The 15,282-nt window shown below is 53.7% G+C and carries 19 protein-coding genes; 12 read left to right on the forward strand and 7 right to left on the reverse strand.

Going from position 1 to position 15,282, the window contains the following annotated elements:
- Position 1: 1 nt before the first annotated feature.
- Together rodA and LZ463_RS18730 are read left to right on the forward strand one after the other, a co-directional pair.
- A complete protein-coding gene (gene rodA / locus LZ463_RS18725) occupies positions 2–1,111 on the forward strand; it encodes a rod shape-determining protein RodA (protein WP_241457343.1) in 1,110 nt (369 codons plus the stop codon).
- Entirely contained in the window at positions 1,108–2,271 is a 1,164-nt protein-coding gene (locus tag LZ463_RS18730) for a septal ring lytic transglycosylase RlpA family protein (protein WP_241457344.1), read from the forward strand. The genes rodA and LZ463_RS18730 overlap by 4 nt, the downstream gene beginning before the upstream one ends.
- Before the next feature lie 27 nt (positions 2,272–2,298).
- Here LZ463_RS18730 and rsmI read toward each other — a convergent pair whose 3' ends face one another.
- On the reverse strand, positions 2,299–3,216 hold the full coding sequence (gene rsmI, locus LZ463_RS18735) for a 16S rRNA (cytidine(1402)-2'-O)-methyltransferase (protein WP_241457345.1): 918 nt from the start codon (positions 3,214–3,216) through the stop codon (positions 2,299–2,301).
- A 45-nt stretch (positions 3,217–3,261) separates the two neighbouring features.
- Between rsmI and LZ463_RS18740 the strand changes: the two genes are divergently transcribed.
- From LZ463_RS18740 to LZ463_RS18760, 5 genes are all read left to right on the forward strand, one after another.
- A complete protein-coding gene (locus LZ463_RS18740; RefSeq protein ID WP_241457346.1) occupies positions 3,262–3,660 on the forward strand; it encodes a YraN family protein in 399 nt (132 codons plus the stop codon).
- Between the two features lie 103 nt (positions 3,661–3,763).
- Positions 3,764–4,357, forward strand: coding sequence for a phosphoheptose isomerase (locus tag LZ463_RS18745; RefSeq protein WP_241457347.1), 594 nt, complete (start codon positions 3,764–3,766; stop codon positions 4,355–4,357).
- Positions 4,354–5,010 (forward strand): BON domain-containing protein, encoded by a 657-nt coding sequence (locus LZ463_RS18750; RefSeq protein ID WP_241457348.1) that lies wholly within the window; start codon positions 4,354–4,356, stop codon positions 5,008–5,010. The genes LZ463_RS18745 and LZ463_RS18750 overlap by 4 nt, the downstream gene beginning before the upstream one ends.
- Positions 5,011–5,070: 60 nt before the next feature.
- Entirely contained in the window at positions 5,071–5,661 is a 591-nt protein-coding gene (locus LZ463_RS18755) for a LemA family protein (RefSeq protein ID WP_241457349.1), read from the forward strand.
- 25 nt (positions 5,662–5,686) lie between these two features.
- Positions 5,687–7,675 carry a M48 family metallopeptidase gene (locus tag LZ463_RS18760; protein WP_241457350.1) on the forward strand — a complete coding sequence of 663 codons (1,989 nt, stop codon included), beginning with the start codon at positions 5,687–5,689 and terminating at the stop codon, positions 7,673–7,675.
- A gap of 49 nt (positions 7,676–7,724) precedes the next feature.
- On the opposite strand, the gene LZ463_RS18765 is transcribed toward LZ463_RS18760, so the two are convergent.
- From LZ463_RS18765 to LZ463_RS18785, 5 genes are read right to left on the reverse strand one after another with little or no spacing between them, the layout of a single operon-like run.
- Positions 7,725–8,150, reverse strand: coding sequence for a BLUF domain-containing protein (locus LZ463_RS18765; RefSeq protein WP_241457351.1), 426 nt, complete (start codon positions 8,148–8,150; stop codon positions 7,725–7,727).
- Between the two features lie 12 nt (positions 8,151–8,162).
- A complete protein-coding gene (folE, locus tag LZ463_RS18770) occupies positions 8,163–8,870 on the reverse strand; it encodes a GTP cyclohydrolase I (RefSeq protein ID WP_241457352.1) in 708 nt (235 codons plus the stop codon).
- A gap of 24 nt (positions 8,871–8,894) precedes the next feature.
- Positions 8,895–9,128 carry a cysteine-rich CWC family protein gene (locus tag LZ463_RS18775; protein ID WP_241457353.1) on the reverse strand — a complete coding sequence of 78 codons (234 nt, stop codon included), beginning with the start codon at positions 9,126–9,128 and terminating at the stop codon, positions 8,895–8,897.
- Positions 9,125–9,358 carry a zf-HC2 domain-containing protein gene (locus tag LZ463_RS18780; protein WP_241457354.1) on the reverse strand — a complete coding sequence of 78 codons (234 nt, stop codon included), beginning with the start codon at positions 9,356–9,358 and terminating at the stop codon, positions 9,125–9,127. The genes LZ463_RS18775 and LZ463_RS18780 overlap by 4 nt, the downstream gene beginning before the upstream one ends.
- A gap of 9 nt (positions 9,359–9,367) precedes the next feature.
- Positions 9,368–9,940: a sigma-70 family RNA polymerase sigma factor gene (locus LZ463_RS18785; RefSeq protein ID WP_241457355.1), complete on the reverse strand. Its 573-nt coding sequence runs from the start codon at positions 9,938–9,940 to the stop codon at positions 9,368–9,370.
- 99 nt (positions 9,941–10,039) lie between these two features.
- On the opposite strand from LZ463_RS18785, the gene argB reads away from it, so the two are divergent.
- From argB to LZ463_RS18810, 5 genes are all read left to right on the forward strand, one after another.
- Positions 10,040–10,972, forward strand: coding sequence for an acetylglutamate kinase (gene argB / locus LZ463_RS18790; protein WP_241457356.1), 933 nt, complete (start codon positions 10,040–10,042; stop codon positions 10,970–10,972).
- A 34-nt stretch (positions 10,973–11,006) separates the two neighbouring features.
- Positions 11,007–11,705 (forward strand): pyrimidine 5'-nucleotidase, encoded by a 699-nt coding sequence (locus tag LZ463_RS18795; RefSeq protein WP_241457357.1) that lies wholly within the window; start codon positions 11,007–11,009, stop codon positions 11,703–11,705.
- Positions 11,706–11,834: 129 nt separating this feature from the next.
- Complete coding sequence (gene slmA, locus LZ463_RS18800; protein WP_241457358.1) at positions 11,835–12,410, forward strand: nucleoid occlusion factor SlmA; 576 nt, start codon at positions 11,835–11,837, stop codon at positions 12,408–12,410.
- A 101-nt stretch (positions 12,411–12,511) separates the two neighbouring features.
- On the forward strand, positions 12,512–13,288 hold the full coding sequence (locus tag LZ463_RS18805; RefSeq protein WP_241457359.1) for a helix-turn-helix transcriptional regulator: 777 nt from the start codon (positions 12,512–12,514) through the stop codon (positions 13,286–13,288).
- A gap of 39 nt (positions 13,289–13,327) precedes the next feature.
- Complete coding sequence (locus LZ463_RS18810) at positions 13,328–13,771, forward strand: Mpo1 family 2-hydroxy fatty acid dioxygenase (protein ID WP_241457360.1); 444 nt, start codon at positions 13,328–13,330, stop codon at positions 13,769–13,771.
- Between the two features lie 47 nt (positions 13,772–13,818).
- On the opposite strand, the gene LZ463_RS18815 is transcribed toward LZ463_RS18810, so the two are convergent.
- Positions 13,819–15,102, reverse strand: a complete 1,284-nt coding sequence (locus tag LZ463_RS18815) for a sensor domain-containing diguanylate cyclase (RefSeq protein ID WP_241457361.1) — start codon at positions 15,100–15,102, stop codon at positions 13,819–13,821.
- Positions 15,103–15,282 lie beyond the last annotated feature (180 nt).

Consider the following 15,282-nt stretch of genomic DNA (forward strand, 5'->3'; position numbering starts at 1 on the left):
CATGCAAAAACGTCACATCAACTGGCATTTTATCCGCTCACATATCCTGGTGTTTGATGCCACCCTGGCGATCCTGATCTTCCTCATCATGTCCATAGGCATTGTGACCATGTACTCTGCCGGTATGGATTTCCCTGGTCGGGTCGAAGATCATGTCAGGAATATCCTGGTGTCTTTCTTCATCATGTGGGTAGCCGCGAACATACCGCCGCAAACCCTGATGCGCTTTGCCATCCCTATCTACACCTTTGGGGTGGCGCTGTTGATTGCCGTGGCCCTGTTCGGACTGGTCAAGAAAGGCTCGCGCCGCTGGCTGTATGTCGGCATGCAGATACAGCCGTCAGAGATGATGAAGATCGCCACGCCCCTGATGCTGGCCTGGTATTTCCAGAAACGTGAAGGTGCTCTGCGCTGGCGGGATTTCGTTGTCGCTGCCGTGATACTTGGCATTCCGGCTGCTCTGATTGCCAAGCAGCCCGATCTGGGTACCGCCATGCTGGTGGTGGCGGCAGGTTTTTCCGTGGTGTTCCTGGCGGGGCTGTCCTGGAAGTTTCTGGTTTCACTGGGTGCGGCGGCGGCGGTCATCATTCCCACCGTGGTCTGGCCCATGCTGCACGACTATCAGCGTGACCGTGTACTGACCATGCTGGACCCGAATCGGGATCCGCTCGGCAAGGGTTTCCACATCATACAGTCAACCATTGCCCTGGGTTCTGGCGGCCTGCATGGCAAGGGATTCCTGAAAGGGACGCAGGCGCATCTTGAATTTATCCCGGAGCATACGACAGATTTTATTTTTGCCGTGTTTTCAGAAGAGTTTGGTTTTGTCGGTAACGTCATCCTGGTGGTATTGTACTTCCTGCTGATCCTGCGCTGCCTGATGATCGCCTCCAACGCCCCCACCTTGTTTGCGCGTTTGATGGCTGGTGCCGTGACTATGATATTCTTTACCTATGCCTTCGTGAATATGGGCATGGTCAGCGGCATCGTGCCGGTAGTTGGGGTACCCTTGCCTTTCATGAGCTATGGGGGTACCGCATTGGTAACCTTGGGTATGGGATTGGGATTCATGATGAGTGTACAGCGCAATCGAAAACTGGTGCAGACATGAGCCCGTCGCAGAAGAACGCGCGACTGCTGATGCTGGGAGCAATTGCCAGCCTGCTGGCTGCCTGTGGCAGTGCCCCCAAACAGCCCGTCATCATTGCCGATACCCAGAAACCATCGACGACCAGCAAGCCGGGTAATGGCCAGACTCCGGCACTGCCTAAGGCCAGTTCCGGGCGCGGCGCCTATTACAAGGACGACGGCCCCGGCGATAACCCGCCCGAAGGCCTGGAAAATACCGTAGACCCTATACCGATGGTGGAAGATTTTTCCCGGTCCGGCAACAAACCGTATGTTGTATTTGGCAAAACCTATACACCGATTGCAGACAATACCACGCCATTCATACAGCGCGGTGTCGGCAGCTGGTATGGTAAGAAATTCCACGGGCAAAAGACGTCGTCTGGCGAGCTGTATGACATGTACAAGATCACGGCTGCCCACCCTGTTCTGCCGATTCCCTCGTATGCGCGGGTGACCAATACCAGTAACGGCAAACAGATCATCGTGCGTATTAACGACAGGGGGCCTTTTCATTCCAGCCGTATTATCGACCTGTCTTACACCGCCGCCCTGAAACTTGATGTGATCGGCAAGGGCAGCAGCCAGCTCGAAGTGGAGCGCCTGTTACCATCCGACATAGAAAGAATGGCGGAAAACCGCAAAAATCAGCCGGTGCAGGCAAGCAGGCAAGAGGCGGCAGTGACTACCATGCCGGTTGCAGCGAAATCTGCCCCCGTAGTGCGTAGTCTGGAGCGCAGCAGCGACAAGCCGCAGGCAGGCATGAGCATGGAAGAACTGCTTGCCGCACAAGACAGCAAACCTGTTGAGAAATTCACTGCTCCTGCAGCCGGCCCGGTGAATGCTGTTGCCAGTAACAATGCTGCCAATAATACGACCAACACTACCAGTATCCCTGCTACACCAGCTACCCCAGGCTACTACATACAGTTTGGCGCGTATGCGATCAGGGCCAATGCAGAAGCCATCATGAATCACCTCAAGGGCCGGGCTACCAGCCAGCTGCCTGGTTTTGACATTGTCCAGCAGGGCAGCTTGTACAGGCTGGTCAGTGGTCCGTTTGCCAATCGTTCTGAAGCCAGCGCAGCGATTGCCCAGGCAGGGGAGCTGGGCATAGGCAAGCCGCTCGTCGTGCAGCGCTAGCATCTGACCCAGGTCGTCCCGGTTTTGTCAGTCCTGGCTGTCTGTGGCTTTCATTTCAAGCGCCAGTTGATACAGGGCGTTTTTCTTTTGACCGGTCAATTGGGCTGCCAGTGACGCTGCCTGTTTGACTGAGCATTCTTCCAGCAGGATGGACAATACTCGCCTGGCTTCCAGGCTTTGCTCGTCTTCAGCGGCTGCGGCGGCTTCGACAAGGATTACATACTCGCCTTTTTCCCTGTGATTGTCGGCAGCCAGCCAGGATTGTGCTTCCACCAGGCTGCATCGATGAATTTCTTCAAACAATTTGCTGACTTCACGCGCCAGCACGACGCGGCGGACTCCGCCAAACACTTCGCACATGGCAATGATAGTCTCTTGTATGCGGTGTGGCGCTTCGTAGAAAATCAGGCTGGCGGGCAAGGACTGTACTTCACGCAATACGGTTTCACGTTGCCCTGCCTTGGCTGGCAGAAAACCGACAAAGTAAAAGCGGTCATGGATCAGACCACTGGCTGACAGGGCGCTGATGGCCGCCGAAGCACCGGGCAGGGGCGTGACCGGCATGTGGGCAAGTTTGACTGCATCGACGATTTTGGCACCAGGATCGGAAACGCCCGGTGTGCCGGCATCTGACACCAGGGCAATACGCTCACCGGCTTGCAGGCGGGCCAGGATTTTTTCTGCCACCTCACGTTCATTATGTTGATGAGCCGCGATCAAAGGCTTGCTGATACCATAGCGTGCCATCAACTGAGCGGTATTGCGGGTATCTTCACAGGCAATCGCATCGACCAGTGACAGCAGATGCAAGGCACGCAGTGAAATATCCGCAATATTTCCAATTGGCGTGGCGACTACATATAATGTGCCGGCCGGATAATTTTGCCGGGTGACTGCTTCCATGATGCTGGCATTGGTAAATAATGCGTTTTCAGCTGTACTCATGCCTTTTCCTGATGTTGTAGATGAATTAGCCGAGATTGTACGCCAATGAGAACCACAGATAGCGCTGAAGCAAATACCGGTCCGTCACGCAATGATACCCGCACGGCAAAGCGTCGCAGTGGTGATGATGCAGAGCAACTGGCCTTGGTCTATTTGCAACAGGCCGGCTTAAAGCTGGTTCAACAGAATTTTCTCTGTAAAGGCGGGGAAATTGACCTCATCATGCAGGATGGCAAGGTTTTGGTGTTTGTTGAAGTCAGAAAGCGCAGCTCCATGCAATTTGGCGGCGCCATTGCCAGTATCACACCTGCCAAACAAAAACGCATGTCACATGCTGCCCAGGTCTATTTATTGAGCAAGAAAATACAGCCGGCTTGCCGTTTTGATGTGATTGCCATTGATCAGGGGCACATCAACTGGCTGAAAAACGTGATTCTCTATTGAAACTGAGGGGGAACAGCCTGATATCTGAGCCATATCTGCCTGATTTTGTCAGGTCAGGCCCGGGCTACCGTATAATCTGTGGCATCTTCACTAAGCAAGCATTATGACAAATCAACGCATACTTGCGCACTTCCAGGAAAGTGCCGAACTCAAAATGCGGGCTGCGACCGAACTGGCCGAGCCTATTTCGCAAGCCGTGGAACTGATGTTCTCGGCACTGTCTAATGGTAACAAGATACTTGCCTGCGGGAATGGTGGATCGGCTGCCGATTGCCAGCATTTTGCCGCCGAGCTGGTAGGACGTTTTGAACGTGAGCGCCTGCCCTTGCCTGCCATGGCGCTGACGACCGATACCTCCATTCTGACCGCTGTCGCCAATGACTATAGTTTTCAGGAAGTATTTGCCAAGCAGGTGCAGGCATTTGGCCAGTCTGGCGATATCCTGCTGGCTTTGTCGACATCCGGCAATTCAGTCAGCGTGGTGAATGCCATCAATGCCGCCCTGGAGCGCGACATGCGTGTCGTCGCGCTGACTGGCAAAGGAGGGGGGGAAATTGCGAACCTGCTGAGCGACGTTGATGTCCACATATGCGTACCGCATGACAGGACTGCTCGCATACAGGAGGTTCATTTGTTGACCATACACTGTTTGTGTGACGGCATAGATGCCGCATTATTCGGAGGTGATGCAGAATGATAAAGAAATCCTGGAGCAAGCTGACCAGACCTGTGGCAATAATAGGCCTGTGCTGCGCAACGGCACTGAGCCTGCAAGGCTGTGTGGAGATGGTGGTGGGGAGCGCGGTGATAGGTACTTTTGCCGCAACCGACCGTCGTACTTTTGGGGCGCAAACCGATGACAAGGCGATCGTCATCAAAGGTGAAACCCGTGTTTCGCGCCTGCTGGGAAAAAATGGTCACGTTGACGTGAACTCTTTCAACCGTCGCGTCCTGTTGACAGGTGAAGTGGTCGATGAAAATGCCAAGCAGGCTGCAGAACGTGAAATGCGCGCGATAGACGGCGTGGTTTCAGTGACCAATGAATTAATGATTGCTCAGGCTTCTGATCTGTCCTCACGCTCCAACGACGCCCTGTTGACCACCAAGGTCAAGGCCACTTTTGTCGACGCCAAGGATGTTTCCGCCAATGCTTTCAAGGTTGTCACTGAAGCCGGTGTGGTCTACCTGATGGGCCGTGTCACGCAAGGCGAAGGAAGCCGTGCTGCCGACCTGACCAGCAGCATCAGCGGCGTGCGCAAGGTAGTGAAAGTATTTGAATATATCAGCGAGGCTGAATTAAAGGAATATCAGAGGACGCCAAGCAAGCAGACAAACAATAGTGATAATTAATAGTAAAAATTAAACCAGCAAGACCGACAAATTGTCGGTCTTGTTTTTTCTGGAGAAATCATGATTGCATTGATCGTTTTTTTAATTATCATCGTTGTCATCGGGTTCTGGGTCGTCGGTGTTTATAATCGTCTGGTCAGCCTGCGTAATCGCTTCAAGAATGCGTTTTCGCAAATCGACGTGCAACTCAAGCGGCGCTACGACCTGATCCCGAATCTGGTCGAAGTCGCCAAGGGTTACATGAAGCATGAGCGCGAAACCCTTGAAGCCGTGATTACCGCCCGCAACACTGCCGTACTGGCCAGCAGCAAGGCTGGCTCAGATCCGGCAGATGCCGCCGCAGTCCAGCAACTGGCGGCAGCAGAAGGTACGCTGACGGCTTCACTGGGCAAAATGTTTGCCTTGTCAGAAGCTTACCCGGACCTGAAGGCCAATCAGAACATGATGCAACTGACAGAAGAGCTGACCGGTACCGAAAACAAGATAGCCTTTGCCCGCCAGGCGTATAACGATAGCATCATGCAATACAACACCGGTATAGAGCAATTTCCCGGTTCGTTGATTGCCAACATGTTTGGCTTCCGTATGGGCGAGCTATTGCAGGCAACCGAATCGGCCGAAGAACGCAAGGCAGTCAAGGTAACGTTCTGATCGGGCCAGACAGTTAATTTGCCCCATGAATTTTTTTGAACAACAGGACCAGGCCCATCGCGAGAGCAAAAAATTATTGCTGCTGTTTTTTCTGGCGGTGATAGCGATCGTCCTGGCAGTCAATGCTGCTGCGGCTGGTCTATGGTTGTGGGGATTTGGCGGACGTTTTTTTACCCTGCGCGATTATCCGCCCATCTATTTTTTTTATTGTACGGCAGCCACCCTGTTGTTCATCGGCAGCGGGACACTGTATGAAATGTACCGCCTGCGTGACGGTGGTGATGCTGTTGCACAAATGGCCGGTGGTCGCCTGGTGATGCCGGCATCACAGGACCTGCAAGAACGTCGCCTGCTTAATATTGTCGAAGAAATGGCGCTGGCCGCCGGCATTGCCTGCCCTCATGTGTATATCCTTGATCATGAAGAGGCCATCAATGCGTTCGCTGCCGGTTATCACCAGAACGAAGCGGTAGTCGCCGTCACCCGTGGCACCCTGAACCGTCTCAGTCGTGATGAACTGCAGGGTGTCATCGGGCACGAGTTCAGCCATATACTGAATGGCGACATGCGCATGAATATTAAGCTGATTGGAATCCTGTTTGGCATACAGATGCTGGCAAGTTTGGGCCAGGAATTGCTGTACTGGGGGTCGCGTTTTGGCGGTTCTCGTAGCCGTAATGACAAGGGACCACCGGTGCAATTGATCATGCTGGTGTTCGGTGTTGCCTTGTTTGTCATTGGTTATGTAGGCATATTCTTTGGTCGTCTGATCAAATCGGCAGTATCACGCCAGCGTGAGTTCCTGGCCGATGCCAGTGCCGTACAGTTTACCCGTAACCCGGACGGTATAGGCGGCGCCTTGCGCAAGATAGGCGGCTTGAGTCGGGTGAATGAATGTGGTTCACGTATAGAACATCCCAGGGCCGAGCAGTTTTCCCATATGTTCCTTGGTGCGGCCAAAGTCAGTCTGATGTCAGGCCTGTTTGCCACCCATCCCCCATTGCAAGAGAGGTTGCGCCGTGTTTATGGAAAAAGCATGCCTTTCATCGAAGTCTCTGCCGCACGTGAATCTGTGCCAGACCCGACAGACACAGATGCCAGTGGTTTCGGTTACGGCAATGCGATGCCTGGTCAGTTTGGTGTGGCCAGCTCCGGGCAGGGAGTACCTGTGCAGCCTGTCATGGGGACGACCGACAGATTTGCCGATACGGGTCTGCCGATGAGCGTAGATGTACCGCAAATACCAGCCATAGCCCCGGCATTGGGAGCGGCCATCAGACAGGCTGCACGTGACACCTCTGGCGCCTGTTCCCTGGTCTATGCATTGCTGCTTGATCGCCAACAGGCTGGCCCCTATGCCTTGCAATTACAGTTATTGCAGCAGGCGGCACCGGCTCAGGCTGTGCTCGCAGAAGCGCTGTTGTCAGAAGTGGAGGCCATGCCGCGCAGCATGCGCCTGCCCATGCTGGATATGGCAATGCCAGCCCTGCGCCTGCTCGATGCTGCACAGAAGGCGCAATTACTGGGGCTGGTCAGTCGTTTGATCGCGGCCGACCAGCGCGTGACGCAAGCAGAATTTGTGTTGCAAACCGTGCTGGAAAGGCGCCTCGGCGTCAGGGCGGGGCGGGTTGTTCCCATCAGCTTTGGCAGCTTGTCTGCATTGCGGGCGGAAACAGTATTGCTGTTTTCGCTTGCTGCACATACGCAAACAGACAGCGAGGCTATACTGTCTGCCTTTCAAAGGGCTGCGATGAGTGTGCCTGAACTGGGGTTGACGACAGCAGATTTGCACGCTGCCGACAGTCTGGATTTCTCTGCCGTACGGCAGGCGTTGTTGAGGCTGAATCAACTGGCGCCGCTGGCCAAGCCTTTTTTGATACGTGGTTTGCTGGCGGCGTTAATGGCCGCTCCGGCAGAAAAAATGCAGCCTGAATCAGCGGACCTGTTACGCGGTATCTGCGCCGCGATTGATGCTCCGGTACCAGATCAGGTATCAGCAACGTACACAAGTTGAGCTGCCGTCAGCCTGTCTGTGCTTGCGCCTATAGTGTTCAGGTGCGTGCTCAGGTGCGACCGACTATCGATGCCGTCGCCATTAGTTCATCAATCAGGGCCAGCAGGGTCTTGCCTGGCATGCCATGCGGGTCGAGCACAGGCAAGGGCGAATACTTGAGCAGTATCGATGGATTGATCTTGCTCATATTGGCTTGCCCCATGGTCCAGCCTGCATAGCGGCGCTCAAGTATTTCTTCATAGTCGAGCAGGATGACATCAGTGTGCCGCGTGTCACGCAGGATCTGGCCATACAGGGTATTGACCGCTTCCCGCCCGCCTTCGAGAACCTGCATGAATACCTGATCACTGTGGCACAGCACACCAGTGATGCCATGGGCGGGATTGTGGGACCGTGACTGGTTGACGATGGCCTGCACGACATCACAGATTTTATCGTCGACGGCACGGCTGGCATAAAGTAGGCGGACTAGCATGGTCTATCCCGGTTAGCGTTTGATCAGAGATAAAAATTCACGACGCAGATTCGCATCCTTGAGGAAGGAACCGTGCATCACGCTGTTAATCATGGCAGCATCCATGTCTTTCACACCGCGCCAGTGCATGCAGAAGTGGTCGGCTTCCATCACCACGGCCAGTCCATCGGGCTGCATTTTTTCTTGCAGGGCATCGGCCAGTTGCACAACTGCCTCTTCCTGAATCTGCGGGCGGCTCATCACCCATTCGGCGATGCGTGCATATTTGGACAGGCCGATCAGGTTGGAGTGCTCATTGGGCATCACACCTATCCAGACCTTGCCGATAATCGGGCAGAGGTGATGTGAACAGGCGCTGCGCACCGTTATCGGGCCGATGATCATCAATTCATTGAGGTGCGAAGCATTCGGGAATTCGGTGACAGAAGGCATGGGCACATAACGGCCCTTGAAGACTTCATGCAAAAACATCTTGGCGACACGACGGCCCGTGTCCTGGGTATTGTGATCGCTGTCGGTATCGATGACCAGACTTTCCAGCACGGCGCGCATTTTTTGTTCAACTTCGGCCTGTAATTCATCAAGTTCGCCAGCTTCGATGAAACGGGCGATATTGTCATTCGCATGAAAACGCGTGTTGCTGGCAGTGATGCGTTCACGTATGCGTTGCGAGACGGGGATGTTGACAGCTTTATAAGCAAGGGGCGTATCGTTGGACATGCTATAAACCGGGATGTAAAAAGCTTATGGTAACTGAATTACCGGACTGGTGTTGTCGGCGGCATTGTTCAACGCTTCGCGTTCGGCTTTCCAGACAGGCAGACAGTGCGGGCAGAAGCAAAGCGCCTCTGATTTCAATTCACCACCTGGCAGATTGGCAAAAGATATCGGTGGCAGGGCCGTGCACCAGCAGGCCTGGCCGGTATTGTCCGCCATGGCGCAGGTAAATTCTGTCTGACAGCGCGGGCAGATGCTCATGGATTGTCCTCGTGCTTGCCGCGCTGCTGATTGTTCTGTGCCGGCAAGCCTTCACGGGCCGTTTGCTGCATAGCCTTGCGCAAAAATGACATCTGACCGTTAAAGCCGGTACAGGCGCGACAGATCGCCAGGTGCATTTTTAATTGCGCGCGTTCAGACGCACGGAGTGGACGATCCAGGCCTTCGGAGATAAGCTGATGTGCCTGTTTGCAAACGATAAAGATACTCATATTTCCCCTTTAGCTACATTGCCTGCCAAACCAGTTCAGATCCAGGCATTCACGTAACCGCAGTCGTGCACGATACAGTACTACCCAAAGATTAGACGTAGTCAGTTCCAATTCCTTACAGATTTCTTCGGTTTCCAGTTCCAGCCATTCGCGCATCATGAACACCCTGGCAGTTTTTGTTGGCAGATTTTCCAGACAAAGCTCAAGGACACGAAAAAAATCCTTTTGCTGCAAAGTGGCTTCCGGCGCACCCCATGCTGTCGGGACATTGATCACATGACCGTTGGCATTGAATAAACTGTCTATCAAGTCATCTTCGGATTCGTCATCGCTGATTTCCAGCGGTTTTTCACGTTTCAGGGAACGCAGATGGTCGATGATCTTGAACTTCAGGATGCCCGTGACATAGGTGCGCAAGGAAGAGTTGCCTGCAAAACTGTCAGGCTTTTCCAGCACGGCGAGCAGGGCTTCCTGCACAGCATCTTCGGCCGCAGATTCATTCCGTAATTGCAATTGTGCAAAGCGAAACAGGCCGGGACGCAGGTTTTCCAGTTCTAGGTGCAAATCTGTGATCGATGTCATAAGTCTCGTGCTGAATTGAAAAAGCTTTCGCTGCAAATCCTGTAAAATTCGGGTTAGCTGAAGTAACCCCCTATATGATACCTTCTGGACACCGTCATTATGAGTGATTTGAACGCAAACCCGGCAGAAACTGCTGAACACCAGGACAGACTGGCAGGCGTGGAGCCGGCAATCAAGGCCGAGATCCTGGCGGAAGCCCTGCCTTATATCCGTAAATTCCATGGCAAGACCATCGTCGTCAAATACGGCGGCAATGCCATGACAGAAGAGCGCCTGAAACACGGTTTTGCCCGCGATGTCATTTTGCTCAAGCTGGTCGGCATGAACCCTGTGGTAGTTCATGGCGGTGGTCCGCAAATTGACAATGCACTCAAGAAAATGGGCAAACAGGGTACCTTCATCCAGGGCATGCGTATTACCGACGAAGAAACCATGGAAGTGGTGGAATGGGTGCTCGGTGGCGAAGTCCAGCAGGATATCGTAATGTTAATCAATCACTACGGCGGCCAGGCAGTCGGTCTTACCGGCAAGGACGGCGGTCTGATCCGCGCCCGCAAGATGATGATGCCGGACCGAGAAAACCCGGGCGAAATGCTCGATATCGGTTATGTCGGTGAAATCGATGCGATCAATCCTGCCGTGGTCAAGGCTTTGCAGGACGATGCGTTCATCCCGATCATCTCTCCTATTGGTTTTGGTGAAGATGGTCAGGCTTACAACATCAATGCTGATCTGGTCGCCGGCAAGATTGCTGAGATCCTGAAAGCTGAAAAGCTGATCATGATGACCAATATTCCTGGCGTACTTGATAAACAGGGCAACCTGGTGACCGACCTGTCGGCGCGCGAGATTGATGAAATGTTTGCCGATGGCACGATCTCTGGCGGCATGTTGCCAAAAATTTCATCGGCACTTGATGCTGCCAAGTCTGGCGTGAACACCGTACACATCATTGATGGCCGTATCGAACATTCGCTGTTGCTGGAAGTGCTGACCGAGCAGGCTTTCGGTACCATGATACGCAGTCATTGATGGAGCAGGGTTTGAATAGCGGAGCTGCTGCCTGATGCAAAGACGTTCCGCACCCTTGTGGCTGTTTGATCTGGACAACACGCTGCACAATGCTTCACATGCGATTTTTCCCGCCATCAACCGCAACATGAACGCCTTCCTGGCACGTGTGCTCGGTGATGGTGAGACACCGGCAGATGCCGATACCGTGAACGCCATCCGACAGGAATATTATCAGCGCTATGGCGTCACCATGCTGGGCATGGTCAGGCATCATGGTGTCAGCGCCGACGAATTCCTGCATGAGGTCCATGATTTCCATGACCTCAGCAGCATGATACGTTACGAGCGCGGCTTGAAAAAACTACTGGACCGACTGCCGGGCAAGAAAATATTGTTGACGAATGCACCACGAGCATACTCAGGCAAGGTGCTCAGGCACATGGGTTTGCACAAACATTTTGATGCGCACATCCCGGTGGAGGCCATGCGTGTACACGGGCAATTGCAGCCCAAACCGTCGCGCCCCTACCTGCGCAAACTGCTGGCCAGTTATGGCGTGCAGGCGGGTGACTGCATACTGGTCGAAGACAGCATAGATAATTTACTTGCTGCCAAGCAAGAAGGGCTGCGCACAGTCTGGGTCACAGGGTATACTCCTGCCCATCAGCGCAAAAGGGCGGCGGCCTGTGCCGATGTAAAAGTGCAGTCGGTCTTGCAGCTCGCCGGCCAGCTTCATCGTCTGTGCTCCTGAGATCCGGGTTTCTGCAGCGGCAAATGGCCTGATACAGGGATTGCGCAGTAGCGGCACGGTCTTTACAATCTCGCCGCGTACGCGATCAATTTATGCCCGCACTTATTTTTTCTTCCTATTCTTGAGACTATGGCCAGCACCAAACCCGGCGAACGCAAATTACAGATACTCCAGACGCTGGCGGCGATGCTTGAGCATCCCAAAGGTGAGAAAGTCACGACCGCAGCCCTGGCTGCCAAAGTGGCCGTGTCCGAGGCTGCCCTGTACCGTCATTTTGCCAGCAAGGCTCAGATGTTTGAAGGGCTCATAGAGTTCATCGAAGCTTCCATCTTCGGCCTGATCAACCAGATCAATGAAAGTCAGGAGGATGGCCTGGTGCAGGCGCAGTCCATCATCAACATGCTGCTCAATTTTGCCGAGCGCAATCCTGGCATGACGCGCGTATTGATAGGTGATGCCCTGGTCAATGAAGATGAACGCCTGCAACTGCGCATGAATCAACTCGCAGAAAGACTGGAAATGGCCTTTCGTCAGTCCCTGCGTCTGGCGGCAAGCCAGGGGCATTTTGCTGAAGAAGAAGCACAGGCCAGGGCCAGCCTCCTGTGCAGTTTTGTCATGGGGCGCTGGCTGCGTTTTGCCAAGACCGGTTTCAAACTGCTGCCTACCGAACAGGCTGCCATGCATATCGCTTTGTTGTTGCGTTAGCGGACTGTTACATTCCGCTGTCGTAAAAGTTGCCTTGATTTGCGCTTATCCGGGTCCTGGCGCATCATAGCCATTTGCGCAAACTGGGGCTGTAGCAATCAATGAAGCTAGCTCAACAACCTGGACGTTTATTCTTGTGGCGCGGGTCAGCACTGGTGATTTCGCCAGGCATCGATTCCAGTCTGCACACACATTTTGCCCTGCAACTGACTTATGGCTTGCAGCGGCCATTCCGAGTCCGTCTCCAGACAGACCAGCCATGGGAAGTCACACGCAGCGCCTGTTTTGCACCGCACCAGGCCCACCAGATAGACAGCGACGGCGGCCTGCTTGCCCATCTGTTCGTGGAAATGCCGGAAATGCTTAATGCCGACTGTACTGCAGTGCCAGCGGCTTTTGCCGGGGTGCCTGCTTTTCAGCGCATGGCAGACAGCTTGCAGGATGGACGGCATCAGATGCTGGACATGGCGGTGGCCACGCAGTTGCGGCACACCTGGCTGTCTTGCGCATTGCCCGAAAGCCAGCTTAAACCTGCACTGGATGGCAGGATAACAACCGTGCTTGAGCAAATTGCAGCAAGCCGCGGCCTGGACTGTAATGGCGAAAACCTGGCCAGATTGGTGCACCTGTCCGAAAGCCGCTTCACTCATCTGTTTCGTCAGCAAACCGGCATGTCCCTGTCACGTTACCTGCTATGGTCACGCATGGTGGACGCGGTAGCCAGTGTAGCAGCCGGCAATAATATGACGGCAGCCGCCCATGCTTCCGGCTTTGCCGACCTGGCGCACATGAGCCGCACCTTTCGCAACATGATGGGGGTACCACCGTCAGAATTACAAAGAATGGCGATTGCGTTCAAGCAGGACCAGTCGGCATGAATTAATCTGAGGGTATAACAACACCCAAGGAGATATGTCATGGAGCAGGCAAAGCAAAGACCAATAGAGCAACTTCTGGCGAAATACAGCGAAAGCCACCTCAACCCCACCAATGAGCTTATTCACTTCGTCTGCGTGCCGGTGATCGTCCTGTCATTTCTGGGCATGATCTGGGCAGTGCACCCGCTGGCGGCGCTGGCGACGACCGTGATTTCCCTGCTGTATTACATCACTCTGTCGGTGCCGTTTGCTTTTGGCATGCTGGCGATGTCGGGTACGATGCTATGGATATTGTCGCAATTGCCACAGCATCTGATGTGGCAGATTTCCCTGGGGATTTTTGTGGTTGCCTGGATAGGCCAGTTCATCGGTCACAAGATAGAAGGCAAGAAACCTTCATTTTTTGAAGACCTGCGCTTCTTGCTGATAGGCCCTTTGTTTGTGCTGAGCTTTTTGTATCGCCGCCTGCATATTGCTTACTAAACTGTTTGATTGTACTTGTCTGATCACTTTGCCTGACTCGTAAAGTTTCAAATACTCAGTTGCACAGCTTGTGAAGTCTTGGGCAAGTCCTTGCTATAGAGCCGCCAGGTATTGCGTCCACCAGCCTTGGCGGCTTTCAGGGCGATGTCGGCATTATGCAGGAACAACCGCTGTTCTTTGGCATGCAGCGGACAGCAGGCTATGCCTATGCTGGCGCTGAGCAGTATCTGCTGGCCGCGCAGGGTCATCGGCTGGTTGATAGCCTGCACCAGGCGGTCCGCCAGGTTCTGTACGACTTCTATACTGCCTACCCTGGGCATGATGGCAGCAAATTCATCACCATCGACGCGGCATAGGGTATCGGTGCTGCGCAATACACCACACAGGCGGTTGGCCATGGTGGACAGTATCAGGTCACCGGCATCATAGCCAAAGGTTTCGTTCAGGCCCTTGAAATGATCAAGATCGATGAACATCAGGGCGGCCAGCTCATTGTTGGCAACCGCATCTTCCAGGCAGTTGCTGAGCAGCCTGTGGAAATAATGCCGGTTTGGCAGTTTGGTCAGACTGTCATGATTATTGAGTATGGCCAGGCGGCTGTCGGCTTCGCGTCTCTCACGCGCTTCGCTTTGCATGTCGTTTTCCCAGGCTTCCATGCGCGCCAGCATCAGGTTGAAATGCATGTTGAGGCTGCCAAACTCATGCTCAAGGTCTTGTGGTGCACGCAGACTATAATCACCCAGGGTGGCGACTTTTTCTGCGACGACACTTAAATCCATGATGGTATGCATGGAGCGTAATTGCCGGTTGGTCAGCCAGTAAGTCGCTGCGGCGGTGATAAAGGCAAAGATGAAACCGGCAATCAGCAGATACAGCAGGATATGCTGATACATGGGCCAGGCACTGATCTGCAGTTGCACTTGTCCGATCACGGTGGTGCCACTCAGGATAGGGGCAATCGCCAGCAGCTGGCTGATATGCAGTTCCAGCGTGCCATGCCTCTGCAAGGTGGTTGATACGATGCCACTGGTCTTGATCAATTGCCCCTGGGCACTCCAGGCTAATATGGGCTGCCCGGTCTTGTCATAGATGGTGGCGGCCTGTATATCCGGTGTGCCGGTAGCATTGAGCAGCAGGCTTTGCAATTGCCTGGCATCACTGGCAATCATGGCATCAGCCATATTGCCGGCCAGTGTTTCGGCCTTGTACATGGCTTCATTATGCAGATTCTTGTACATCAGACAAAAAGACAATACCAGCCCCAGCAGCAAGGCTGCCAGCATCGCCACCGACATGCCGAACAAGTTATGACGGAAAATCCGTCTTGCCATAGGTAATCTGAAATATGTATTTTGCATGAAGATTTGTGGGAACTGCTTCGGTAATGAGCTATTGTGTATCAATAGTGGATCAATAAGTCATCAATGGTGACCAATATGCAGCGACTATACCTTTGTGCCTGAATGATGTCATGAAAAAATGCCGTGATTCAATTGCCCGCGCTTTTATGC

This window comes from Undibacterium paludis, from assembly GCF_022568815.1.
In the GTDB taxonomy this organism is placed as follows: Bacteria; Pseudomonadota; Gammaproteobacteria; order Burkholderiales; family Burkholderiaceae_D; genus Undibacterium.

Coding starts and splice junctions, on each gene's coding strand:
- LZ463_RS18785 (WP_241457355.1), bottom strand. CDS start 9,940: ATGACATCGATCACAGATTTGCACCTAGAACTGGAAAACCTGCGTCCC.
- folE (WP_241457352.1), bottom strand. CDS start 8,870: ATGTCCAACGATACGCCCCTTGCTTATAAAGCTGTCAACATCCCCGTC.
- LZ463_RS18745 (WP_241457347.1), top strand. CDS start 3,764: ATGACAAATCAACGCATACTTGCGCACTTCCAGGAAAGTGCCGAACTC.
- LZ463_RS18760 (WP_241457350.1), top strand. CDS start 5,687: ATGAATTTTTTTGAACAACAGGACCAGGCCCATCGCGAGAGCAAAAAA.
- LZ463_RS18805 (WP_241457359.1), top strand. CDS start 12,512: ATGAAGCTAGCTCAACAACCTGGACGTTTATTCTTGTGGCGCGGGTCA.
- argB (WP_241457356.1), top strand. CDS start 10,040: ATGAGTGATTTGAACGCAAACCCGGCAGAAACTGCTGAACACCAGGAC.
- LZ463_RS18765 (WP_241457351.1), bottom strand. CDS start 8,150: ATGCTAGTCCGCCTACTTTATGCCAGCCGTGCCGTCGACGATAAAATC.
- rodA (WP_241457343.1), top strand. CDS start 2: ATGCAAAAACGTCACATCAACTGGCATTTTATCCGCTCACATATCCTG.
- LZ463_RS18795 (WP_241457357.1), top strand. CDS start 11,007: ATGCAAAGACGTTCCGCACCCTTGTGGCTGTTTGATCTGGACAACACG.
- slmA (WP_241457358.1), top strand. CDS start 11,835: ATGGCCAGCACCAAACCCGGCGAACGCAAATTACAGATACTCCAGACG.
- LZ463_RS18810 (WP_241457360.1), top strand. CDS start 13,328: ATGGAGCAGGCAAAGCAAAGACCAATAGAGCAACTTCTGGCGAAATAC.
- rsmI (WP_241457345.1), bottom strand. CDS start 3,216: ATGAGTACAGCTGAAAACGCATTATTTACCAATGCCAGCATCATGGAA.
- LZ463_RS18740 (WP_241457346.1), top strand. CDS start 3,262: ATGAGAACCACAGATAGCGCTGAAGCAAATACCGGTCCGTCACGCAAT.
- LZ463_RS18730 (WP_241457344.1), top strand. CDS start 1,108: ATGAGCCCGTCGCAGAAGAACGCGCGACTGCTGATGCTGGGAGCAATT.
- LZ463_RS18780 (WP_241457354.1), bottom strand. CDS start 9,358: ATGAGTATCTTTATCGTTTGCAAACAGGCACATCAGCTTATCTCCGAA.
- LZ463_RS18750 (WP_241457348.1), top strand. CDS start 4,354: ATGATAAAGAAATCCTGGAGCAAGCTGACCAGACCTGTGGCAATAATA.
- LZ463_RS18775 (WP_241457353.1), bottom strand. CDS start 9,128: ATGAGCATCTGCCCGCGCTGTCAGACAGAATTTACCTGCGCCATGGCG.
- LZ463_RS18755 (WP_241457349.1), top strand. CDS start 5,071: ATGATTGCATTGATCGTTTTTTTAATTATCATCGTTGTCATCGGGTTC.
- LZ463_RS18815 (WP_241457361.1), bottom strand. CDS start 15,102: ATGGCAAGACGGATTTTCCGTCATAACTTGTTCGGCATGTCGGTGGCG.